Source organism: Curvibacter sp. EU05-FHT14A10 (genome assembly GCF_058791075.1).
On record NZ_JBYTDE010000024.1, the window covers coordinates 18,471 to 41,351 of the forward strand.

The following is a 22,881-nucleotide window of genomic DNA, read 5'->3' on the forward strand; positions in this document are numbered from 1 at the left end:
GCACCGCGGGGATGACGGCCGAGCAGGCTAACGACTTCATGGCGCTGGAGGCGCCCCTGCTGGAACTGATCCGTTCGGCTGTGGCTGGTTTGTCGCCTGCGGTGCATGTCCTGTCGGCTTCGGAGCTGGCAGACGTCCTTGAGTCTGCTCAGACTGTCCCCGCGGTACATCTGATCTATGGCGGCTTCAGCCCGGTCGAGGACATCGGCACCGCGGTCCGTCTGGCGCACCGGTGGCACGTGGTTGCCGCTGTGCGCAACAAGGCCCAGATCAAACAGGGTGCGCACGCGCGGCTGGCCGCCGGGGCCTTGCTGGCCCGAGTCGTGGGCAGGTTGCTGGCTACCTCCATCCCCGGATCGGTGTCACCCATGAAGCTGGTGGCGCCGCCACCGCCGAAATATGTCGGCGGCTTCCAGTATCTGCCGGCAACGCTGTCGGTCGAGAGCATTTTTCGCAAGACCTGAACCTGAACATTGGAGCTCCCCATGACCCTCAACGTCACCAGCCAAACCTACAAACCCAGCCTGAACGTCGGCCATGTTTATGCCCGCCCGTATGGCGCCGTGACCCTGCCCGTGCCCGTGGGCAACGTCCTGGAGCTGAGCCTGGAACACAGCGAGGATGTCCAGACCCAAGAAGACATGACCGCTCTGGGCGGGGGCACGCATGCCGAGGTGCGCCGCGTGAAAGAGGTCAAGGTCAAAATGAAGCTGGCCGACCTCAACCCGGTCAACCTGGCGCGGGCCACGCTGGCCACCATGAGCGACGTCGAGGGCGGCACCGTTGTCGACGCGCCCTACACCGCGACCCTGGGCGGTCTGCTGCGCATCCGGCACATTGACCCCACCAGCGTGGTGCTCAAGAAGGGCGCCACCGCAGAGGCTGCAACTCCGGTGACCATGGCGGGCAACTATGAGGTGCGCGGCGAGGGCTTGTTGCTGCTGGCCGATGCGGCGGGCATCACGAACGCCGACAAGCTCTGGCTGAGCTACAGCTACGGGGCCTATGCCGCCATCGAAGCCCTGACCAGCAAGGCCATCGAGCTGGAACTTACGTTCGGCGGCCTGAACGAGGCCGACAGCGGCAAGCCCGTCGTGGTGGACATCTGGCGCGTGAGCCAGGGCGTGACCAAGTCGCTTGCGCTGCTCAGCGGTAAGTTCGGCTCATTGGACGTCGAAGGGACCGTGTTGATGGACCCGACCAAGACCGGCGCAGGCATCAGCCGCTACTACCGGACCAGCATGACCTGATCACCGGGCGCGGGACATCCGGCGGCGTGCACCGGGTGTCCCGACCGGCTGGCTGAATCGCGTGATGCGCCCCAGCCGCAGTGCGCAAATCCAGACGCCAATTAGCAATGAAGGCGATGGGGCGAGGTAACTGCCCATCCTAGGAAACCAGGGCTCTCCCCAGAAAAATCATGGCATTCAAGCCCCTTGACATCATCATCCGCGCCAAGGACGAAAGCGGGCCAACCCTGGTGTCCATCCACGGGCTGCTGAAGACCATTGCTGGCACGATCGCCACCTATTTCGGGATTTCCGCCTTCGTCAATGCTGTGCGCAGTGCCGGCGACCTGGAGGCAAAGCTCTCCGAGGTAAAGGCTGTCACCGGAGCAAGTGCAGACGAGATGCGTGCGCTGCGCACGGCCGCTGAGGAGGCCGGGGCCAGTACCAAATTCACGGCGACTCAAAGCGCAGAGGCACTCGGCAACCTGGCGCGGGCTGGCCTGTCGGCCAAAGATAGCATCACGGCGTTGCCTGCCGTTCTGTCTCTCGCTCAGGCCGGCGGTGTGGGACTGGGTGAAGCTGCCGAGTTCGTCACCAAGGCAGTGATGGGCATGGGCCTCCAGTTCGGTGATGCGGGCCGTGTTGCCGACGTGCTTGCCGCAGGCGCCAATGCATCCAACACCAGCGTGGTTGGTCTGGCCCAAGCGCTGAGCTACACGGCGCCGATCGCCAACAGTGTTGGCCTCTCGCTGGAACAGACCGTGGCTGTGCTGGGGAAGTTCGCGGATGCTGGCATTGACGCCAGTCGCGCGGGCACGGGGCTCAATGCGATCCTCTCGCAGTTCGCTGACCCAGCCAGCAAATTCAGGACCGAGCTGGCCGCCATCGGGATCACGACCGTCAACTTCGACCAGGCACTGCGAGAGCTGGCCAAGTCCGGCTCAGCGGGTCAGAAGTCCATTCTGGCCGTGGGCACCGAGGCAGGCCCCGCATTGCGCGCTCTGCTGAACCAGGGGATCGGCGCTCTCGACGATCTCAAAGGCAAGCTCGACAGTGCCAAGGGCAGCGCCGCCGAGGTGGCGAAGGTCATGGGGGACAACCTCAATGGCTCGCTCAGCGGCCTCTCCAGCATGTGGGACACGGTGCGCAACACCCTGACCACACCTGTGCTGCCGGTATTGAAGGATGGCGTAGATCGCCTTGTCGCCTCGCTGAAGTCGGCTGTGGACAGCGGTCTGGTGGGCCGGTTTGGGCAGGCCCTTGCAACGGGCTTCGAGAGCGCGATCACCTGGGCCACCAAATTTGCCCAGCAGGTCGACTTTGAGGCAATGGCGCAAAAGCTGCGCGGCTACGCAGATGAGGCCCAGGCGACCTTTGTCGCCATGGGAGAGGCCGCGACCAATGCGGGGGCGATCGTCAACACGGCATGGGGTGTGATGTCGGCGGGGACCAACGTTGTCCTGGGCGTCATCTACACCGTGGGCGAGGGGTTCGCATCGCTGTCCAGTCGCGTGCTGGATGGCGTGGCGCTGCTCCTGGAAGGCCTGGCCAAGATCACGTTTGGAGGCGTGGCTGAAGGATTCAAGGCGGCCGCAGAAGAGATCCGCATTGCGGCCGGTGGCGCCAATGCAGCGAGTGAAGCCTTGGCACAAAAGGCCACCGCGGCGTTTGTCGCGGTCGAGGCAGGCGCGGTTCGGGCGCGCGAAGGTTGGAGCAAACTAACCGAGACCGCCCAAACTGGCGATGCCCAGGTCAAGGCAAGCGAACAGGCCATTGCCACGCTAAGTGGCACGCTCAAGGAAATGGGCGGGGCGGCCGAAGAATCCAGTCAACGTGCTGTCGCGGCGAGTGTTCGTCTGAAAAACGCCAGCGAGGATGCGCGGGAAAAGGTTGCCGATCTCAAGACTCAGTATGAGGCTGCTGTCGCTAATGGCAACTGGCAGTTGGCGGCAGAGAAGCTGTTGGAGATCAAGAAGGCTTTAGAAGCTGGAGCAGCTGCATTGACGGACCTGAGCCGCAAGGCGAAAGAGACCGAGCAGGAAATCGCTGCAGCTTTCAGTCGGGTCGGCATCAAGACCAAGGACGAATTGAAACTGGCCACCACTGCCGCTCTCAAAGACTACGATCTGATCAAGTCAAGCGGCCAGGCCACGGCCGAAGGTCTTGCTGCGGCCTGGCAGCGCGTGTTTGACGCGTCAGCTGCGGCCAACAATGGGGTGGTCAGTGAGACCCTCAAGGCCCGCGCCGCGATGGATGGCCTCAATGTTGCAACCGACTCGGCTGGCCGAACCATCGTGTCGTCGATGAACCAGGCGCAGGCAGCAACCAGCGGACTCACCACCTCGTTTGCCCACTCCACTGCTGCTGTCCAAGAGCATGCTGACGCATTGGAGCGGCTGGCTATGCGATACACGATCACGGCGAACTATTCGCAACGGCAGATCCAGCTGCTCGAACAAGAGGCTGCCGCAAGCGAGAAGGCCGCCGCCGCAGAGCGTCAACGCCTGGCCGTCGACAAAGAAGGGTTCAGCACCGACAAGAGCGGCAATCGCCTGGTCGCGGGGAGTGACCTGAGCACCCGCACCGGCATCGCGGCATTTCTGAAGGCGGCCGGTGTTGACGACGAAGCCGCCGCGCGTCGGATCGCAAACGAGTTCGCCAACTCCAAGGGTGAGGTCGACTACTTCAACAATTCCGGCCAGAAGAAGTATGGCGGCGACACGATCAGCATGGCGCTGCTTCGAGCTGCTGAGACCTACACCTTCAGTGGTGCCAACAGCAAGACGTCGAGCGTGCCTGCCCAGACTCAAACCATCAACATCAACCTCGGCGGCCGCACGACCCCGATCACGGTTGCATCGTCCGCCGATGCCGACGCACTGCGCCAGGTGCTGCAGCAGATGGCGACAGCCGCAGGGAGGGCCGCCTGATGGCCATCACGTTGAGTTATGGAGGCGTCAGCGTCAATTTGACCGATCGCCTGGATTGGACAGACGAGTTCTCGTGGAGCCCTGTCGTGCAGGCACTGAGCTACTCCACTGCGGGTGCGCTGCTGGTCGACGTCGGCGTGCGCCAGGCCGGTCGACCCATCACCCTGGATGGTGTCGCCACCTCGGCGTGGATCTCCCGTGCTGACTGCGAGACCGTAGCAGCCTGGTCTGCGCTGCCAGGGATCGTATTGATCCTGGTCCTGCGCGGGGTTTATCACGATGTCATGTTCGATCACAGCCGCACCGGCTTCGAAGCCAAACCTATCTGGAGCCTGGCCGATGGGGAACAGACCCCGGATCAGGTCTATTTGCCAACACTGCGATTTGTGGAGATTTGAGGATGACGATTCTTGCGGGTGATATCAAACTGGTGGCGTCGCGCGTGATGGATGACGTCGCCGAGGGTGGCGGCGCGCCGACAGCGATTGCGATCCGCGACGGCGTGAGCAACGAGATCTTCCCCGACATTTCAGAGTTTGATCGGGGCGCAGGACGGGTTTCGATCCGCAAGCTCTTTGTTGCAGTAGACACCGAGAACACTGACACCTACATGGGTGCCAACATCATCGTCGCTCGGCCGCCAACTGACCCCAACGTCAGCGTCACGATCTTTGACACCGCAGACACGTTTGATACCCGAGCCGATGCCGTGAGCCGACTGGAGGCCTACTTGTTCGTCGGCACGGCCTATCCTGCATTCCTTTTTGGAAACCATATCTCTGGTCAAAGCACGATCCTGCTGTTCAGGCGCACCGACGAAGTGCCCGAGATCGGTGCCAGCCTGGTGCTAAAGAAGCGCGAGGGCTATCCGGATGAGGCATCCCAGTATGTTCGAATCACCGAGGCGAGCACGGTTCAGAGAACGTTCACCGACGACGGCGGGGACTACACCCGATATGTGCTCACGCTGCGCATCAGCGATGCGCTGCGCCTGGACTTCCCTGGCCATGACGTCAGTCGTATTGATCCGGCAGGCGCCACGCTCGCAGCAAAAACGGGTATCAAAAATGTGATCGTCGCTGACGCCGCCCGATACTACGGCTGTGTACCCCTGACCGAACCAGTCAGCATGGGCTCATACAACGCCAAGGGATCATCGATCTACACCCGATTGGTGCCGAGTGCGCAAACCGAGACCGCCATTGCCTCCGCGCGGATGAATCAGGTCTCGAATGCTCTGGTTTCGGCCGGCAGCGCAATTACCCAGGCGATCACCCTCGCTTTCACCACCACACAGCGGCTCTTCATCGGTGGTTCCATCATGCCGGGTACGCTGTCGATCGTGCGCGATGGTGTGACCCTGACGGACAGCAACGGGACGCTGATCAACGCGTCGCTCAACCAGGTCGGCTCCGTTGACTATGAAAACGGCATCATCTCGTTGAGCGAGAACGTTTGGGGCAATGCTGGCGGGACTCATTCCGTCACGTACCAGCTCGCGGCTGCACCGACCACCATCGAGCAGTCGATCGGGTTTCAGGTGACCATCGCAAACCGGTCGCAGAGCTACGTTTTCACGATTCAGCCGGTGCCGGCCCGCGGCTCTTTGCAAATCAGCTACCTGGCTGGTGGCAAGTGGTATCTGTTGCGCGAGTCTGGTACTGGCGCCATTCGGGGCTCAGACTCGGCGTTCGGTGCCGGAACCCTCAATTTCAGTGATGGCACGGTGAGCGTGACGCTCGGGGCGCTACCCGATGTTGGCAGCGCGATCATTTACCAATGGGCCGAGCAGTCGATCACGCTCGCGTCCTCTTCAATTGACATCGACAACGATGCTCGGGCCTACTTCGAGATCAACGTTAGCGGTAAATCCTTTGTGCCCGGAGGCGTCACGGTCAGTTGGGGGGCAAACACCCTGACGGATGACAGTCTGGGCAATCTTGGAGGCGTATCCGGCGTCGGTACAGTCAACTACAGCACGGGGCGCGTACGCGTGAGCCCCAATGCACTTCCGGCACCCGGCACACTGGTGACCGTCAATGTGGGTGGCAGCGTCGCCCCCAGCACCGCCAATATCGATTCCTACACGGACAGCGGCGCCAACTGGTCGTTCTCGCTTGGCGGCGCAGTCCAGCAGGGGAGTGTCGCGATCAAAGTTTATGGCCAGCTGTATCGAGCATATGGCTCTTCACTGGGTGATGGCGGTAACAAGTGGCTGTATGAAGCGCAATTCTCATTGCACGATCAAGCCGGGGTACTCAAATACAACCACAACAGTGGGTCGGTCGATGTCGGTACGATCAACTACACCACTGGCGTGGTCACAATCGCCAAGAGCTTCACGACGCCATATCCCCATGAGACGTTCGTTGAAAACAATAACGGACCCAGCGGGTATTACTTCGCTGTCGCAAGCAGCACTGCAGCCATTCCGATTTCGGTTATCTCTCGCAGTGCTGATGTCGACGCCGTGGTCAGTTATGCGCCAGTTGGCGGAAACGATGCTGTCACCCAAAGCGTGAATGTGGATACGCTGCTGCTCAGCGTGAATCTGGCGAATGCCTACACCCTCGGTGGCGTACGGTTCACCAAGGGTGGCAAGGATTTCATGGTGAAGTCGGACGGCTCGGTTCAGCGTGACCTGTCACCGATCACTGGGATAGGCACCCAGGTCGGCACAATGGCGCTCGCCACTGGCCTGCTAACGTTCAATTCCTGGGTCACAGGCGAGAGCCCCGCCATCACCAACTGGCGTGGGGTGCAAGCCCCTCCGGTGACCGGGCCCTACAGCCCGCTGCACACGGGTCAGGTGACATTTAGGACGGCGACATCCCCGATCCGGCCAAGCAGCTTCTCGGTGCTGGGCGCGATGTTCGATGAAACCACCTTCAATGTCGCCGCCGATAGCAACGGCCGCATCAATGGGGTACGTGTGAAGGGCCGGATCAACTACGAGTTCGGCACCGTCGAGCTCTATTTCTGTAGCCCCACAGGAAGTGCGGGCGCACCCACTGTGGACCTGTCGTTCCTCGGCATCCCGGGCGTGGGCACTGTTTTCGCCGATTTCGCGGACAAGAGCACGCTGCGCTACAACGCTGTGGCCTACACCTACTTGCCGCTGGACGCGGGCATCATTGGCGTTGACCCCGTGCGCCTCCCGACCGATGGTCGGGTGCCCATCTTCAGGCGTGGGGGCTTTGCCGTGATCGGCAACGCCAAGACCACAGTAGAGGCCGAAGTGAGCCCCGGGCAAACGATCAACTGCGCGCGCAGCAGGTTATCGCGTGTGCGGGTAGTGGGGCACGACGGGGTCACGATCACTGGCGGCTATACCGCCGACCTTGAGGCCGGCCTGGTGACGTTCAACGATGTGACCGGTTACAGCCAACCGATCAAGATTGAGCATCGCGTCGAGGACTTGTTGACTGTTCGTGATGCACAGATCGACGGCTCGCTGGAATTCACGCGGCCGCTCACGCACGATTACCCTGTGCAGGACAGTTACATCTCCAGCGCAATGCCCGCCGGCGATTTGCATGCTCGGGTCAGCGTAACTTTTGATCAGGTGTCGTGGACTGGAACATGGTCTGACCAGCCAATTGGTGCCAGCTCCGATGCCAACTACGACACGGTGCTCGCGCCCATTCTTGTGACAAACAAGGGTGCGCTGACGGAACGCTGGTATCTCCAGTTCACCAGTTCCACCGCGTTTCGGATCGTTGGCGAGCATGTCGGGGTGATCGGTACCGGAAACATCGGCTCCACCACGGCCCCTGTTAACCCCCGCACTGGGGTTCCGTACTTCACGATCCAATCAATCGGCTGGGGAACAGGCTGGTCTATCGGCAACATTTTGCGCATCAATACCATCGGCGCCGAGAAGCCGGTGTGGGTCGCTCGCACTGTGCAGCAGGGTCCGGAAACCGTGGTTGATGACTCGTTCGCGCTGCTCGTCCGCGGCGACGTGAATCGCCCATAAGAAACAAGGATTGACCATGAAATTCATGAACAGCGATATGCCCAACGCCCCCGTGCTGAACGGCACGGCGGGCTCCCTCACCGACCTGCTGGACGCTCTGCTGGTGACGGGCTTCGGCAGCAAGACCGCGACGAGCTTGGTGGTGAGCGGTGGGGTGGCCACTATCAACGTGTCGCCGTCCCACCCAGCCGTGGTGGGCGCCACTATCGCAGTGGCCGGTGCAACTCCAAGCGGCCTCAATGGCAATCAGGTGGTGACCGCGATCACCAGCGGCAGCGTGAGCTTCGCGACCAGTCTGAGTGACCAGGCTGCCACCGGCACAATCACCTTTAGGATCGCGCCGCTGGGCTGGACAATAGCCCAGACCGCGACCAACACCCGGGCCTACAAGCCCAGTGCGCCCGAGGCTTCCGGCTTCTTGCTGCGCGTGCTCGACACCGGCACCACAAATGCTCGTGTCTGGGGCTGCGAAACCATGTCGGACATCAACACCGCAACGGGCCGCTTCCCCACGGATCCCCAGGTGCCGGGCGGGTTGTATTGGCCCAAGTCCGATGCTGCGGACGCGGGCGCGCGGCGCTGGTATGCCTTCGGCGACGAGCGGGCCTTCTACATCGGGGTTGCGCCAGGCGCGACCTTCCAGACACAGATGAGCACGCATTTTTACGGCGACATCATCGCGCAGCGCAGTGGTGACGCCTATGCGTGCCTGCTGACAGGCGACCTCTACGACCGCGTGGCCCAGACCGTGATGTCTGGCGGCGAGGTAGGTGTCTCGGGCCGGCCTGGCAGCGCTGAGGCTGGCCGCTACATGCCTCGCGCCTACACCAGTCTAGGCGGTTCAATCAATGCTGACATAGTGGGTCTGAACCACATTGGAGACACCGCCGTAGTCGCCTCGGGCCGGCCAAGTTACGCTTGGGGCACGTACCCCAACAACGCCGACAACGGACTTCTGCTCGGCAAGGCCGCGGTGTACGCCACCGCAGGTTTCCGGGGGCTGCTGCCGGGCATCTGGCACGTGCTGCAGGATGCTGCGGGTGCCTTCACTACAGGCGATATCGTGAACGGCTCGGGCGACCTGTCGGGCCGGCGCCTGATGGCTGTAACGGTGGCTCCAGCGCAGGGTGGCCAGCGCGGTGTCTTCTTCGTTGACGTCACCGGGCCCTGGAGAAGCTGATGAGCGCGCGTTTCTGGCGAATCAACAGCATCGACACCTACGGCGACAACACGCTCGAACTGAGTGAGTTGCAACTGTGGGGCGCCACTGCACGGCTGGACGATTCAGTCTCCCTGGTGTGCCCCGTTGCGCCTATCGACGGCGCGCTGTCGGCCCTGCAGGATGGCACGCTGACCAACAGCGTGTCCTTCAGCCGGGCGCAGTTTTCAAGCGCAGGGTTCTCGTTCACCTGGGATTTTGGTGCAAGCGCCGACGTTCGCCAGGTGCGCGTGGGGTCTGGCTCCCAGAAGGCCCGTTTCATCGCCAACTTCGACCTGCAAAGATCCGACGACGGCATTGCCTGGACCACGCAAGAGCGAGCTGTCGGCGTGGCATATCCGGGGCCCACTGCGTTCACGTCGTCGTTTGCGCCAACACCCAGCGCGAACGATGTCGTCTACATGCGTTTTGAAGGAGCCAATGGATCTGCGAGCTTTACTGATCAGTGTGGCCACACGTTCACGGGATATGGAGCGGCGGCTGTCACCACCGCAGGGGCGCTGTCCGAGGGCTCATCACTGAAACTTGATGGCAACGGCAGCTATTTGCAGGCCGATCCAAATGCCGATTTCAATATCGGAAGCGGGTCGTTCGCCATCGACATGGCCGTGTCCTTTGATGACATCTCTCGTCGTCAGCCGTTGGTGTCGAAGATCTATTCGGAATACAACCACCAGACTGAGTTCGTACTGTTTTGGGAGGATAGCTATTTCCGCTTCTACTACGGAAATCGTGGCTACTACGGGGTTATTCGAGTGTTCCAAAGCCCGATAGCCATCGAAGCCAACAAGCGATACCGCATTCGGTTTGGCCGCAACTCTGATGGGGTCATGCGTCTGTTCGTTGAGGGCGCGCAAAGCCCTACACCCGTCGCCGACAATTTTGACTTCAGCGAGCCGTCCACACCGTTCTTTAAGTTGACGATCGGTGCGATCCTCGGGGGGCCTGGTGACAACTACTACTACAAAGGTCTGATCGACGATCTGGTCATCCGAAAGAATGTCGGACCTGGCAACGTCGACTACGTTGCGTTGGATCTGCAAAAGTGCATTGCGCAGCAGGCCTACGGGGCTAGCGGTAAACCATCAGGAGCCACCACAGTTGTTGTCGGTGCGGCTCCGCTAGCTACGCAGATCATGCCGGTGACCCGGGCAGTGCGCGCTCGCGACATGGAGTTCGGCGGGCGGGGGCATTTCCTGGGCACGGTGAAGGCAAAAGGCTCTCCCAATGTCCCAGTACATCGCCGCATTCGCCTGGTGCGTGACCGCGACGCACTGCTGGTAAGGGAAACCTGGAGCGATGCAACGACGGGTGCCTGGTCGTTCAGCGAGATTGACGAGACCAAAGCCTACACGATCGAGGCGAGCGACTATGAGGGCAACTACCGCACGGTGGTCGCATCGAACGTCATCCCGGGGTTGATGCCATGAACCCCACCATCTCAACAGGGCTGGCCAACGCACGCCTCGCTGCAACCAGGGACTACCTCGATGCTGGAAGCGCATCCGCCCGAATCCGCTTTTACTCCACACCAAGGCCATCCAGCGGCGATTCGCCCGGTGGGGCACACTTGGTTGAGGTGGTGCTGGCCAAACCATGCGGCACTATCACCGAAGGTGTGATGGTGCTGCACCAGCAGGCAGCCGCAGGTGACATGATCGTGCTCGATGGTGCTGCGGTGTGGGCCCGCTTGATCACGGGCGACAATGAATATGCCGTTGACGGCGACGTCACCGACGATACTGGCGATGGCCTGTTCCGGGTAGCCGGTACAAAGGGCACGCTGCTCTACGCTGGCGGCAGCATGATTCTGGGCTCGACTGCGTTGGTGTAATGGAGTCGATTGATCTCGTCCTCAGCCGGGGCCAACTTGCCGGGCCACCTTATGACCTGGTGCTCGGGGACGATGGGGCAGAAGCAGCGCCTGACAGCTCATTTGCGGTCATTGGCGCGTTGCCGTCCCTAGGCGTCGTCGGAACCACACGCATCGTCTCACGTGTAACGGGCTCGTTGGTCATGGCGAAGCCGGCGGTACTCGGCGCTGTCACTTACCAGAGCAATACCGCCCGGCCGATGGTGCGTGACGCGGCGATTCAATGGGAAGCCTCTGCTGTGCTGCGTGCGCCAGCCTGGGCGATGGCGTGGCAAGGCGGTATTCCCGCGCCGTCGTTGTTCGATGTCGCCCATGAAGACGCGCAGAAGATGCAGGCGGCGACAAGTGTCGATTTCACCGAAGGTCAGCGGATAAGCGCCGCGGCACCTGGGCGATTTCAAGAGGCTCAGCGCGTGGCCACACTCACCACCGCAGCGCGGCACGAAGAGGGCCTACGCGATCGCCGGCCATTGGCTATGGTGGCATTCCAGAAGACCGCGAATCTGAATCAATGGGCGCTGATTTCGCCGCATCAGGACTGTTTGCATGATCGCAGGGTCCTTTCAGCTGAGTCCTGGCAATCCGCTGCCTGGTTCAGGCTGGCGGCCGGATCGTCATTTCGGAAGGCGGTGCCTGGAACCACAGGCCGGGTGAGCAGATACCAACGCGCTTGGCCACCGCGGCCGGGGCGTTCTGTCGTTCCAGTCACTCCCGGCGTCGACCCCTGCTATTTGCCTCCGCTGGCGTTGGATGTCGAGTTGGTGCTTGATGTTGCGGCCAGCGCAAGCACTGAGCTGCTGTTCATCTGCGAACGCCACGGCGATAACCCGAATCCCGTTGAAACCATCATTGTTCCCGTCAGGAGGGTTTACGTGACCAACAACTCTGTTCTGCTGCGCAGAGCCGACAACGGCGTCATGCTGCGCGCTCACACGTTCAGCATGACGCTGGATTCGGACTCGTGGACCTGGACGTTCAGCGCGACCATCGACCGCGGCGACCTGGCGCAAGTGCAACCAGTGACCCGTGGCGTTCCAGTCGAGGTCGAGGCAGTGATCAACGGGGCCATCTACCGTCTGCAGGTTGTTAGCCGTGGGCGCGATGCCCAGTTCGCACAGACGCGAGTTCGCATCAGCGGCAAGGGCCGCGCGGCCGCACTGGGCGACCCGTACGCGCCGAGCCTGGTGTTTTCAAACTCGGTGGCACGGACTGCCCAGCAGCTGATGGGCGACGTGTTGACCGACAACGGCGTTCCCCTCGGCTGGACGATCGACTGGGGCCTGGAGGACTGGTTGGTGCCAGCCGGCGCCTGGTCGTTCCAGGGCACCTACATCGAGGCGGTCAACACGATTGCCGCAGCCGCTGGGGGGTACGTCCAGCCGCACCCCACCGACCGGGTGCTGCGGGTATTGCCTCGTTACCCCTCCGCGCCCTGGGCCTGGGCGAGCGCAACGCCTGACATCGAGCTGCCGGCGGACGTCGTCGAGGTGGTGGGGCTGGACTGGGTTGATCGCCCGGCCTACAACCGGGTGTTTGTGCGTGGCACGAGCTCAGGCATCGAGGGGCAGGTGACCCGGACCGGTACGGCTGGCGACCTGGTCGCGCCGATGATCACCGATGCACTGATCACCCAGGAGGCCGCCGCTCGCCAGCGTGGCCTGAGCGTGCTGGCAGATACGGGCACCCAACTACACTATGAACTCAAGATGCCCGTGCTGAGCGAGACCGGGCTGATCACTCCCGGGAAAATGGTCCGTTTCATTGATGTTGACGGCCCGGCAGTGGGTATCGTTCGCAAGATCGACGTGCAGCACTCATTCCCCGTGCTGCGTCAGACCATCGGAGTTGAAGCCCGTGCTGCGTAATCCCTACGCCGAATTTCTCAGTCTGCTGCCTGGCAGCCCATTGCAGGCCGGCGTGGTGTTGGCCGTTGCCGGTGGCGAGGTGACCGTGCAACTGCCTGGCGGGGCGCAGATCGTGGTCAGAGGGACCGCTACTGCGGGGCAGACCGTCTATGTGCGTGATGGGGTTGTGGAGGGGACGGCCGCTGCGCTGCCGCTAGTGCTTATTGAGGTTTAAGGCTTGACAGTGGTTCGCCAAACGAGCGGCGGCTTGATTGGCGCTGCGCCGCAAACCAAGATTCATGGGGTCAGTCTCGGCGCAAGGGTGCCCCCAAATGAGGCATGGGAACAGGGCTCACCACGTATGTGGTCCCATTGTTTTGAGCTTTTGCCACGAATCCGAAGCCAAACCCCTCTTTGTGAGCAAATGGGAGCCACATCACCACGGGTGGGCAACGAAATTCGCTTTGAGAAACCGGAATGGCTGCCTGGGCGCTGCTCCAGGCGTCAAGGAAGGACTCCAGATCAATTCCGGCACATGCAGCAGTCGATCCGTGCATCACGGACATCGCCGCCTCGGTGGCCCCTAGCTCTCTGGCGATGGCCTCGACGGTTGGCAAATACTCCCAGTTGTGATCTATCGGGGCGAGTTCGTACACGTACCAATTTCTATCCACAGCTACTCCTTCAGGTGCTGATGGATGCTAGCAGGCCGCGCTTTTTCCTGGTGAGCAATTTCTTTTCCTCAGGGGAAAATGCAATCTCATCAATTTATCGCAGCGCGCACGGCGGATTTATCGCAGCGCGCTTCAGACACGGAACCTGAACCATGACCACCACCCCATCCTCCTCCGCTTCAACGACGGCCCCGGCCGCCGTCACCCCGCCCCACCCGGCCCCGCTGTTTGCAGGCGTGCCCTTCGAAGGCTCGGCCCAGGCGGCCGAGCTGATCGAACGCATCAACGGCTACCTGTACGGCGAGCTGGCTGCGCTGGCTCAAGAACACGGCATCGACCACGAGAACGCCCCCGACAAAGCCTTGCTGCGCCAGGTCTGGAAGCGCTCGCAGGCGTTGGGCTTTTACGGCATGACGCTGCCGCGCCCCCTGGGCGGCCTGGGCCTGTCGGTGCTCGACCATGTGCTGATCAAAGAGGCCATCTACGCCAGCGGCTCGCCCTTTTCACCCCATGTGTTCGGCGAGCTCAGCGGCCCACCGCGCGTGGGGGCGCTGGCCCGGGTGGCCACGCCGTTCCAGCTTGAAAACTTCATCGCCCCCGTGGCGCGGGCCGACATGGCCATCTGCTTCGCGCTGACCGAGGCCGAGGCCGGCTCGGACGCGGGCAATGTGCAGACCCGCGCCGTCAAGGTGGGCGACCATTACGAGATCACCGGCGAAAAGCGTTTCATCTCGGGCTCGCCCTTTGCCGACTACGCGGTGCTGATGGCCTCGACCGCCACCGACCCGGCGCAGCGCGAGGTGTCGGCGTTTTTTGTGGACCTGCACGCGCCAGGGGTGCGGGTCGAGTCGGGCTACAAGACCATGGCGGGCCAGACCAGCACGGGCAACATCGTGCTCGAAGGCGCACGCGTGCCGGCCACCCACCTGATCGGCGAGCCCGGCCGGGGCCTGGCGCTGGCGCTGGGCCGCATCACCGTCAACCGCCTGCTGCACTGCCCGGCCATGCTGGGCCTGGCCCAGGTGGCGCTGCGCGACGCCCGCGACCACGCGCTGCGCCGCAAGCAGTTCGGCCGCGCCATCGGGCAGTTCCAGGCGGTGCAGCACCTGCTGGCCGACATGGCCACCGACTGGGCCGCCGCGCGCGGCCTGATGCTGGCCACCGCGCGCCAGATCGACGCCGGGGGCGAGCCCCGGGCAGAGGCCTCGATGGCCAAGCTGTTCTGCTCCGAGGCGGCCTTCCGCATCGCCGACCGGGCGGTGCAGATCCTGGGTGGCGAGGGCATTGTGCAGGGCAGCCGGGTCGAATTTCTGTTTCGCATGCTGCGCATGTACCGCGTGCTGACCGGCACCAGCGAGATCCAGCGCAACACGATTGCCAAAGAGCTGCTGGGCCAGGCCTGAGACGACAAGAACACACAATGGAGACAAGTCATCATGAATGCGACCCCCTGCCCACCGCTGCGCCGGCGCGCCTTTCTGGCGCAGGCCATTGCCCTCGGCGCCCTGCCCCTGGCGGGCGCGCGGGCTGCCGAGCCCTGGCCCAGCCGGGCCATCAAGTGGGTGGTGCCCTACCTGGCCGGCACCGGGCCCGACACCACGGCCCGCATCGTGGCCGAAGCGGCCGCCAAAGCCTTGGGCCAGCCCGTGGTGATCGACAACCGGGGCGGTGCGGGTGGCAACCTGGGCGCCCGCCAGGTGGCCAAGGCCCCGGCTGACGGCTACACCTGGATCTACTCGGGCTCACCCATGGCGGCCAGCATGCGCATGTACAAATCACCGGGCTATGACGTGTTCAAGGATTTCCGGCATGTGATGGGGCTGACCAGCGCCGACACGGTGCTGATCGTGCATGCCGACTCCGACATCCACACCCTGGACCAGTTGCTGGGCCGGATGCGGGCCCAGCCCGGCAAGGTGGATTACGCCTCAGGGGGCACGGGCACACCCTCGCACCTGGGGGTGGAGCTGCTGCTGAGCGTGGCCAAGGCGCAGGCCCTGCATGTGCCATACAAGGGCGCCTCGGAGATCGTGAACGCCGTGCTGGGCAAGCAGGTCACCTTCGGCGCGCCGATCAGCACCGTGGCCCATGCCAACATCCAGGCGGGCCGGCTGCGCGCGCTGGCCATCACCGGCCCCCGGCGCAACCCCAAACTGCCCAACGTGCCCACGCTGGCCGAGGCGGGCGTGCCCGGGGTCGAGCTGACCTCGTGGGGCGGGGTGTCGGTGCCGGCCGGCACGCCCGAGGCCATCGTGGCCCGGATCCGTGCCGCCCTGGAGGCGGCGCTCAAGCAGCCTCAGGTGATCGCGGCCCTGGAGGAACAGGGTGGCCAGGTGCTGCCGCAAGACGGCGAGGCCTTCACCCGGGCCTTTGGCCGCGAGATCGCCTTCACCGAGGCCATGATGCGCAAGACACAGCTGGAGCCGATGTAGCCTGCAGGCCGAGCTCAGATCTCCAGAAACAGCCCGGCCACTGTCGAGCGAAGCCATCGGTTGGCAGCGTCCTGCTGATAGCGCTCGTGCCAATGCTGTTTGATGGCGAAGTCGGGAAACCGGTAGGGAGGCGCCAGCGCCCTGACGCGGGCGATCTTCATCAATGTCTGGGCCACCCGCTGCGGCACAGTGGCAATCAGGTCGGTGTTGGCCAGCAGGTTGCCCACGCCCGGCAGGGTGGGCAATGACAAGGCCACCTTGCGCTGGCTGCCCCGGCGCTTCAGCTCTTGCTCGACGATCTCATTGCCGGTGCCGGGCGCGGTGAGCACCACATGCCTTTCGCTGCGGAAGCGGCTTTCGCTCAGCTTGGCATCGATGCGCGGGTGTTGACGCCGCACCACGCAGGCGAACCCGTCCTGAAACAGTTTTTGCTGGTAGAAGCCCGCGTCCAGCTCGGGCATGTAGCCGATCGCCAGATCCGCCTCACCCGACTCCAGCAATGGCGTGGTCTCGGATGTGATGCGCAGCACCTCGATGCAGATGTTCGGCGCCTCCTTTGACACCTTGTTCACCAGCGCCGGCAAGAACTCCAGGTGGCTGATGTCCGTCATGGCGATGCGGAAGGTTCGCGATGACGAGGCCGGGTCGAACTCATCTTGCTGCTCAGTGGCCGATTGCAGCAAAAGCAAGGCCTGGCGCAAGGGCTGCACCAATTGGGCAGCCCGCGGGGTGGGCTGCATGCCGTCGCGCGTGCGCACAAACAGCGGGTCGTTGAAGCACCGCCGCAAGCGCCCCAGCGCCAGGCTGACCGAGGTTTGCGGCAGCCCCAGGTTCTCGCCGGCCCGGCTCACGCTGCGGGTCTTGTAGATCTCGTCGAAAACGGCGAGCAGCTTCATGTCCATTATTCGAATTTCCGCTGAGACTTATTGGGGTTCATCGATCGACGCCATGAAGCGGGCTGCCTACAGTGCGTGCCAACACCAGGCCGAACCGGCCGGGTGACCCACTCAAACAACCCGGAGACTTCACCGTGAAATTGACCTTGTCGCGAGCCATTCTAGTGGCCGGCCTCGCCCTCATGGGTGCTCACGCGCCGGCCCAGGACTGGCCGAAATCCGCTGTCAAAGTGATTGTTCCGTTTGACGCGGGCTCCACGCCCGACCTGGCCGCCCGGCTCATCGCCGAGCGCCTGGCCACGCGGCTGCACCAGCCCTTTGTGGTGGACAACAAAAGCGGCGCCGCCGGCAACATCGGCACCGACGCCCTTGCCAAGGCCGAGGCCGACGGCAAGACCATCGGGGTCAGCATTGCCGGGCCGCTGGGCACCAATTCGCTCCTGTTCAAGAAGATGCCCTACGACACCGCCAAGGACATCGCGCTGATCACCCAGGCCGTTTCGCAGCCTTCGGTGCTGGTGGTCGGCAGCAAGTCGCCGGCAGCCGACACCCAGCAATTGGCCGCCCTGCTCAAGGGCCCGTCAAAGCTCAGCTTCGCCTCGATCGGTGCCGGCTCCATCTCCCACCTGGCGATGGCGGCATTGGTGGCACAGACCAGCGCCAATGCAGTCCATGTGCCCTACCGGGGTTCAGGGGCGGCCGTCACGGCCCTGTTGTCGGGCGAGGTCGACATGGCCTTGCTGCCTGCGGCGGCCGTGATGCCGCACGTGAAGGCCGGCAAGCTGCGAGCCCTGGCCGTGGCCTCACCCGCTCGCTCGCCCTCGCTGCCCGATCTGCCCACCCTGGCCGAGAGCGGCCTGCCGGACATCAAGGGCGATGCCTGGATTGGGTTCATCGCGCCAGCCAAAACCGATCCGGCCATCGTCAAGGCCCTCCACGACCAGATCGTGCAGGTGCTGGACGAGCCTGCCGTGAAGGAAAAGCTGCGAGCGCAATACATGGATCCCGTGGGCAACTCACCCGATGCGTTTCGCAAGCTGCTGGCCGCTGATGTCGCGCGCTGGAAGCCCGTCATCGAAAAAAACAGGATCTCCCTGGACTGAGCACTGAAAAAGACAAACGCCATGACCTCATTGCAAACAAGCCTGCTGGAGCCGGCTCGCCAACTGCCGGTTCTCGGTGAATATGACGTGGTGGTGATCGGGGGCGGCCCGGCCGGGCTGGCCGCGGCCGTCAGCGCGGCTCGCCGCGGGGCCCACACCCTGCTGGTGGAGGCCTATGGTTTTCTGGGCGGGATGGGGACCGCAGGTGGGGTGACCAACTTCGCGGGTCTGTACGGCCGCCATCAGGGCGAGATGCGACAACTGGTGCGGGGCGCTGTCGACGAGCTGTTGGCCCGCCTGGAGGCCATGGGAGGCCTCAACCAGCCTCAGGACGGCATGCAAGGCCGGATTCGCGTGCGCTCTTACGACACCTCGCTGTACAAATGCGTTGCCGACCAGTGGATGCTCGCCGCGGGGGTGAAGCTGCTCTTTCACGCCCAGGCGGCCTCGGTGTTGATGCAGGGCCCACGCATCGCCGCCTTGGTGGTCGAGAGCAAATCGGGCCGGCAGGCGATCCGCGCCAATGTCTTCATCGATTGTTCGGGCGATGCCGACGTGGCGGCCTTTGCCGGTGTGCCTTACGCCGTGGGTGATGGCCATGGCAGCGGGCTCTTCCCGAGCACCATGTTTCGCGTGGGTCAGGTGGATGCCTCGGCGGCCTTGGCTGCCGTGGGCGAATTCAAGGCCATCAACGACTACATGGAACGGGCCCGCCAGGCGCACCCCGGCCGCTACCGGTTTCCGCGCGAAGGGGCGATCCTTCGGCCGCAGATTCACCCCTCTGAATGGCGTGCCAACGTCACCCAGATCGCCAATGCCAAAGGCCGCGCCATGAATGCCGTGGACGCCGCGGAACTCAGTGCCGGCGAAGTGGAGGGCCGGCGCCAGATCGCCGAGTATTTCCGATTTCTGCGTGAACAGGTGCCTGGCTTCGCAGAGTCGCGCATCGTCGAGATCGCGCCCCAGGTGGGCATTCGCGAAACCCGCCGCATCGAGGGCCTTTACGCCCTGACGGGGGACGACATCCTGAACTCGGCCCGCTTTGAGGACACCATCGGCATCAATGCCTGGCCGATGGAGCTGCACCGCGCCGGAGGCATCTCCTGGGGGTTTCCGTCCGATGACAACCGGGCCTACAACGACCTGCCGTGGCGGATGATCGTTCCGCAAAAGGTCGAGAACCTGCTGGTGGCCGGCCGCTGCGCCTCGATGACGCACGAGGGTCAATCAGCCGCCCGCGCCAGCGGTGGGTGCTTTGTGATGGGCCAGGCCGCCGGCACGGCCGCCGCCCTGGCGGGCAGCACCCCGGTACAGCAGATCGACATCGCGCGCCTGCAGCAGGCCCTGCTGGCAGATGGAAGCCTGTTGCAGGCCTGACGGGTTGGCCACCCCGGTGCTTGAGCCTCGAACAAGCGGCAACCCGGGGCCATTGCCGGGCGCCAGCCTCGCGCAGGGCCCTCTTCGCCGCAGCCATTCGCTGCAGCGCCAGCCCAAGGTGGGTGGTGATCAGATCTTGATGAAGTTCGTGGCGGCCAAGGATCCGAATGGGAGCTCGGCCAGGCGCCCGCCCACGTCCAGTGAGCCCAGATCGACCGGAAAATAGCCCATCGCCTCCAGCACCTGGCGGACTGCGGCCTTGGCTGTTGCATCGTCACCCGAGTAGAACTGAACCCGCTGCCCACCTGACACCTCAGCCTGAGGCAACACATTCACGTCCAGGTGATTGAGCGCTTTCACCACCCGGGCGCCGGGCACAAGATCACGAAACACCTCGCTGGAGTAGCGGCCGCCCAGGTCGATGGCCTTGATGCCGTAGGCCGCGAGGGGATTGGCGGGGTCTTTGGCGTCTGGCGAATCGGGGTCCAGAAACTCGACCGGATTGGTGCCATCGATGACGATCCGGTTGTTCCAGGCCGGCAGGCCGCTCAGCGCCGTGGGCAGATCAGCCCAACGCACGGCCACCAGAACGATGTCTGCGGCAGCCGCCTCAGCCACCGTGCCGGCCTGGATGTTGGGGCCCAGCTCGGCCACCAGCGAAGCCAGCGAGGCCGGGCCGCGCCGATTGGAGAGAATGGCCTTCTGGCCCATTTTGGCCAGTGCACGAGCCACATTGGAGCCTAAGCCGCCAGAACCGATGATGCCGATCGTCATTGTGTTTTCCTTGGTTTGAACAGAGGTGTCGGGGCATGCCTTCGAACCCTAGCCACCCCGCGCTGAAGGGTTCAAAGCGAGGTCGATGAAGATCCGAAGGCATGGCGGTAGCTTAAAAAACGCTTGATTACCTGACTAGATGGTTTAATTGGCATGAACTCGTTCATTTTTATTGCCAATTGCCATGCTGGACCTCAACGACGTTGCCACCTTCATCCAGGTTGTGCGCTGCGGCAGCTTTGCAGAGGCTTCGCGGCGCCTGGGTGTTCCGCCCAGCACACTCAGCCGGCGCGTGCAATTGCTGGAGGCACAGCTGGGTACGCGGTTGATGCAACGCTCCACACGCCACCTGGCCCTGACCCAGGCAGGTCAGGTCTTCCATGACCGCTGTGCCGGCGCGGTAGACGGTTTGTTCGATGCCGGTGCCGCGTTGACGACCGATGGGCAGGAGCCCAGCGGGCTGGTGCGGGTCGCGACACCCGCCGACTTTTTCGACTTCTTTCAGATGGCGTGGCTGAGCGAATTTCTGCAGGCCCACCCCAAGGTGAGGGTTGACTTTGTGCTCAGCGACGCGCGCGCCGACCTCATTGCCGATCGCATCGATGTGGCCATTCGGGGTGGTGTGCTGGAAGACTCCAGCCTGTATGCACGAAAGGTGCTCGACGCGGGCCGGGACAGCCTGGTGGCCAGCCCGGCCTACCTGCAATCCCGGGGCGCACCGGCGACCTTGGCGGCGTTGCAACAACACGACTGCCTGGGCTTCAGCCACAGCAGCGGTGAGGCCCGCTGGAGCCTGACCGGACCCGATGGCCAAGAAACAGAGGTGCCAGTGAAGGGCCGCTTCAGTGGCAACACCGTACAGGCCTTGCGCAAGGCGGCGCTGGCCGGCCTGGGCATTGCGCTGTTGCCGGCCACGCTGACGCGCCGAGACCTGCGCGCCGGCCTGCTGCTGCCGGTGCTGCCCGACCACCACCGCCTCGGGCACGGTGTGCACCTGGTGTACCCGAGTCGGCAACACCTGCCGAGCGCCGTGTCGGCCTTCATCGAGCTGATGATTGAGAAGCTGGGCGCGGTTGAAGAGCTGCCCGAGCCGACCTGCGCCCCGTCCTGATGGATGCAGCGGCCAACGCCGCCTGGAGAAGGGCTGAGCTCCCCTACCCCGCCTGATGGAACACCAGATCCTCCACCCGCCGCCCCTGCACCAGGTGCTCCTCGATGATGCGGTCCATGTTGGCGGGGGTGACGTTGTAGTACCAGGTGCCGTCGGGCTGCACGCACAGCACCGGGCCGCCCTTGCAGGCCGCAAAGCAGCTCACGCGGCTGCGCTTCACGCGCAGTTCGCCGGCGTCCAGGCCGGCGGCCTTGAACTTGGCGCCCAGGCTGTCGTACAGGTCTTGCGATTCGCCACCGGGGCTGCAGCGGGGGCCGGTGCAGATCAGCAGGTGGCGCTTGTAGGTGCCGATCTTGGGCTTGACGACGGCGGGGCTGGCTGCATCAGCGGTTTGGGCCGCCATGTCCTGTTCGGTGGGGCTGCTCATGCTTCGCTTTCTTCGGCAGGGGCCGTGGCATCGTGCGCCTCGGGCGGGTGTTGCAGGGTGTCGCGGATGTAGTCGACCGGCAGGCGATGCAGCGCAGCCAGGGCCTCCAGGCTGGCGCCGGCCTGGTGGTCGGCCTGCAACGATTCCAGCCAGCCCAGCAGGCCGGTGGAGAGCGAGCGGCCAGCCTTTTCGCCCTCGCGGGTGCTGCCGCCGTCGTCCATGTCGTACTTGTTGGCGTAGCCGCGCGGGGTGACCATCAGGCCGTGGCGCACAAAGGTGTTGCTGTTGCCGATCAGCACGGTGCTGAGCATGCCGATGTCGGCCTCGGCCATCTGGTCCAGCGTGGTGAAGACGATGTTCTCGCGGCGGCGGTAGGCGCTCTTGACGATGGCCACCGGGGTGTCGGCGCGGCGGTGCCGCAAGAACAGGCGCTGCGCTTCGACGATCTGGCGCGTGCGCCGGCCGCTCTTGGGGTTGTAGAGTGCCACCACGAAATCGGCCATGGCCACCGCATCGAGCCGGCGCGCAATCGTGGGCCAGGGCGTGAGCAGGTCCGACAGCGAGATGGCACAGAAATCGTGCGTGAGCGGTGCCCCCACGCGGGCCGCGCAGCTGTTCAGCGCCGAGGCCCCGGGCACGATCTCGAGCTGCACCGGGTCGTCGGGCGTCCAGCCGGCCTGAAACAGCACCTCGTAGGTGGGGCCGGCCATGCCGTACACGCCGGCATCGCCCGACGAGATCAGGGCCACCTTCTTGCCCGCGCGGGCGCATTCGAGGGCGCTGATGGCGCGGTCCAGCTCTTCGGTCATCGACTTGCGGATGATCTCCTTGCCTTCGAGCAGGTCGGCCACCAGCTTGATGTAGGTGACATAGCCGATCACCACGTCGGCCTCGGCGATGGCCGAGCGGGCGCGGGCCGTCATGTGCTCGACGCTGCCCGGGCCGATGCCCACGAGCATGATCTTGCCCGCCAGGGGCTCGGGATGGGTGGGTTCAGGGTTCATGGTCTGGGT

19 protein-coding genes and 1 pseudogene are annotated in these 22,881 nt (G+C 63.9%); 15 read left to right on the forward strand and 5 right to left on the reverse strand.

Annotation, left to right across the window (positions count from 1 at the left end; genetic code table 11):
• Positions 1 to 11: 11 nt before the first annotated feature.
• The 10 genes from AC3WUT_RS27565 to AC3WUT_RS27610 all read left to right on the forward strand — a co-directional run bounded on the left by AC3WUT_RS27565 (position 12) and on the right by AC3WUT_RS27610 (position 13,309).
• Positions 12 to 464 (forward strand): phage tail terminator protein, encoded by a 453-nt coding sequence (locus tag AC3WUT_RS27565; protein ID WP_492350259.1) that lies wholly within the window; start codon positions 12 to 14, stop codon positions 462 to 464.
• A gap of 21 nt (positions 465 to 485) precedes the next feature.
• Positions 486 to 1,250, forward strand: coding sequence for a phage tail tube protein (locus AC3WUT_RS27570; RefSeq protein WP_492350260.1), 765 nt, complete (start codon positions 486 to 488; stop codon positions 1,248 to 1,250).
• Positions 1,251 to 1,420: 170 nt separating this feature from the next.
• A complete protein-coding gene (locus tag AC3WUT_RS27575) occupies positions 1,421 to 4,159 on the forward strand; it encodes a phage tail tape measure protein (RefSeq protein WP_492350261.1) in 2,739 nt (912 codons plus the stop codon).
• The gene (locus AC3WUT_RS27580; RefSeq protein WP_492350262.1) at positions 4,159 to 4,557 is read left to right on the forward strand and encodes a hypothetical protein; all 399 of its coding nucleotides are present in this window, start codon (positions 4,159 to 4,161) and stop codon (positions 4,555 to 4,557) included. Before AC3WUT_RS27575 ends, AC3WUT_RS27580 begins: the two co-directional genes overlap by 1 nt.
• A gap of 2 nt (positions 4,558 to 4,559) precedes the next feature.
• A complete protein-coding gene (locus AC3WUT_RS27585) occupies positions 4,560 to 8,138 on the forward strand; it encodes a hypothetical protein (protein ID WP_492350263.1) in 3,579 nt (1,192 codons plus the stop codon).
• Between the two features lie 16 nt (positions 8,139 to 8,154).
• Positions 8,155 to 9,318 (forward strand): hypothetical protein, encoded by a 1,164-nt coding sequence (locus AC3WUT_RS27590; protein WP_492350264.1) that lies wholly within the window; start codon positions 8,155 to 8,157, stop codon positions 9,316 to 9,318.
• A complete protein-coding gene (locus tag AC3WUT_RS27595; protein WP_492350265.1) occupies positions 9,318 to 10,787 on the forward strand; it encodes a hypothetical protein in 1,470 nt (489 codons plus the stop codon). The genes AC3WUT_RS27590 and AC3WUT_RS27595 overlap by 1 nt, the downstream gene beginning before the upstream one ends.
• Positions 10,784 to 11,191, forward strand: coding sequence for a hypothetical protein (locus AC3WUT_RS27600; RefSeq protein WP_492350266.1), 408 nt, complete (start codon positions 10,784 to 10,786; stop codon positions 11,189 to 11,191). The genes AC3WUT_RS27595 and AC3WUT_RS27600 overlap by 4 nt, the downstream gene beginning before the upstream one ends.
• Positions 11,191 to 13,095, forward strand: coding sequence for a hypothetical protein (locus AC3WUT_RS27605; RefSeq protein WP_492350267.1), 1,905 nt, complete (start codon positions 11,191 to 11,193; stop codon positions 13,093 to 13,095). Before AC3WUT_RS27600 ends, AC3WUT_RS27605 begins: the two co-directional genes overlap by 1 nt.
• Positions 13,085 to 13,309, forward strand: a complete 225-nt coding sequence (locus AC3WUT_RS27610; RefSeq protein WP_492350268.1) for a hypothetical protein — start codon at positions 13,085 to 13,087, stop codon at positions 13,307 to 13,309. The genes AC3WUT_RS27605 and AC3WUT_RS27610 overlap by 11 nt, the downstream gene beginning before the upstream one ends.
• 70 nt (positions 13,310 to 13,379) lie before the next feature.
• On the opposite strand, the gene AC3WUT_RS27615 is transcribed toward AC3WUT_RS27610, so the two are convergent.
• Positions 13,380 to 13,730 carry a hypothetical protein gene (locus AC3WUT_RS27615; RefSeq protein WP_492350269.1) on the reverse strand — a complete coding sequence of 117 codons (351 nt, stop codon included), beginning with the start codon at positions 13,728 to 13,730 and terminating at the stop codon, positions 13,380 to 13,382.
• A 170-nt stretch (positions 13,731 to 13,900) separates the two neighbouring features.
• Between AC3WUT_RS27615 and AC3WUT_RS27620 the strand changes: the two genes are divergently transcribed.
• Both AC3WUT_RS27620 and AC3WUT_RS27625 read left to right on the forward strand, forming a co-directional pair.
• Positions 13,901 to 15,151 (forward strand): acyl-CoA dehydrogenase family protein, encoded by a 1,251-nt coding sequence (locus AC3WUT_RS27620; RefSeq protein WP_492350270.1) that lies wholly within the window; start codon positions 13,901 to 13,903, stop codon positions 15,149 to 15,151.
• 33 nt (positions 15,152 to 15,184) lie between these two features.
• On the forward strand, positions 15,185 to 16,180 hold the full coding sequence (locus AC3WUT_RS27625) for a Bug family tripartite tricarboxylate transporter substrate binding protein (RefSeq protein WP_492350271.1): 996 nt from the start codon (positions 15,185 to 15,187) through the stop codon (positions 16,178 to 16,180).
• A 14-nt stretch (positions 16,181 to 16,194) separates the two neighbouring features.
• Here AC3WUT_RS27625 and AC3WUT_RS27630 read toward each other — a convergent pair whose 3' ends face one another.
• Complete coding sequence (locus AC3WUT_RS27630; protein WP_492350272.1) at positions 16,195 to 17,076, reverse strand: LysR family transcriptional regulator; 882 nt, start codon at positions 17,074 to 17,076, stop codon at positions 16,195 to 16,197.
• A 134-nt stretch (positions 17,077 to 17,210) separates the two neighbouring features.
• Here AC3WUT_RS27630 and AC3WUT_RS27635 point away from each other — a divergent pair, with 134 nt between their 5' ends.
• Positions 17,211 to 18,179 carry a Bug family tripartite tricarboxylate transporter substrate binding protein gene (locus AC3WUT_RS27635; protein ID WP_492350273.1) on the forward strand — a complete coding sequence of 323 codons (969 nt, stop codon included), beginning with the start codon at positions 17,211 to 17,213 and terminating at the stop codon, positions 18,177 to 18,179.
• A 21-nt stretch (positions 18,180 to 18,200) separates the two neighbouring features.
• The gene (locus AC3WUT_RS27640) at positions 18,201 to 19,556 is read left to right on the forward strand and encodes an FAD-dependent oxidoreductase (RefSeq protein ID WP_492350274.1); all 1,356 of its coding nucleotides are present in this window, start codon (positions 18,201 to 18,203) and stop codon (positions 19,554 to 19,556) included.
• 129 nt (positions 19,557 to 19,685) lie between these two features.
• On the opposite strand, the pseudogene AC3WUT_RS27645 reads toward AC3WUT_RS27640, so the two are convergent.
• Positions 19,686 to 20,354: pseudogene (locus AC3WUT_RS27645) on the reverse strand (NADPH-dependent F420 reductase); the annotation flags it as partial.
• A 160-nt stretch (positions 20,355 to 20,514) separates the two neighbouring features.
• Between AC3WUT_RS27645 and AC3WUT_RS27650 the strand changes: the two are divergent.
• Entirely contained in the window at positions 20,515 to 21,441 is a 927-nt protein-coding gene (locus AC3WUT_RS27650; RefSeq protein ID WP_492350275.1) for a LysR family transcriptional regulator, read from the forward strand.
• Between the two features lie 43 nt (positions 21,442 to 21,484).
• Here the strand turns inward: AC3WUT_RS27650 and AC3WUT_RS27655 are convergent, their stop codons facing one another.
• Both AC3WUT_RS27655 and cobJ read right to left on the reverse strand, forming a co-directional pair.
• The gene (locus AC3WUT_RS27655) at positions 21,485 to 21,868 is read right to left on the reverse strand and encodes a (2Fe-2S) ferredoxin domain-containing protein (RefSeq protein ID WP_492350276.1); all 384 of its coding nucleotides are present in this window, start codon (positions 21,866 to 21,868) and stop codon (positions 21,485 to 21,487) included.
• Positions 21,865 to 22,872, reverse strand: a complete 1,008-nt coding sequence (gene cobJ / locus AC3WUT_RS27660) for a precorrin-3B C(17)-methyltransferase (protein ID WP_492350277.1) — start codon at positions 22,870 to 22,872, stop codon at positions 21,865 to 21,867. The genes AC3WUT_RS27655 and cobJ overlap by 4 nt, the downstream gene beginning before the upstream one ends.
• Between the last annotated feature and the right edge of the window lie 9 nt (positions 22,873 to 22,881).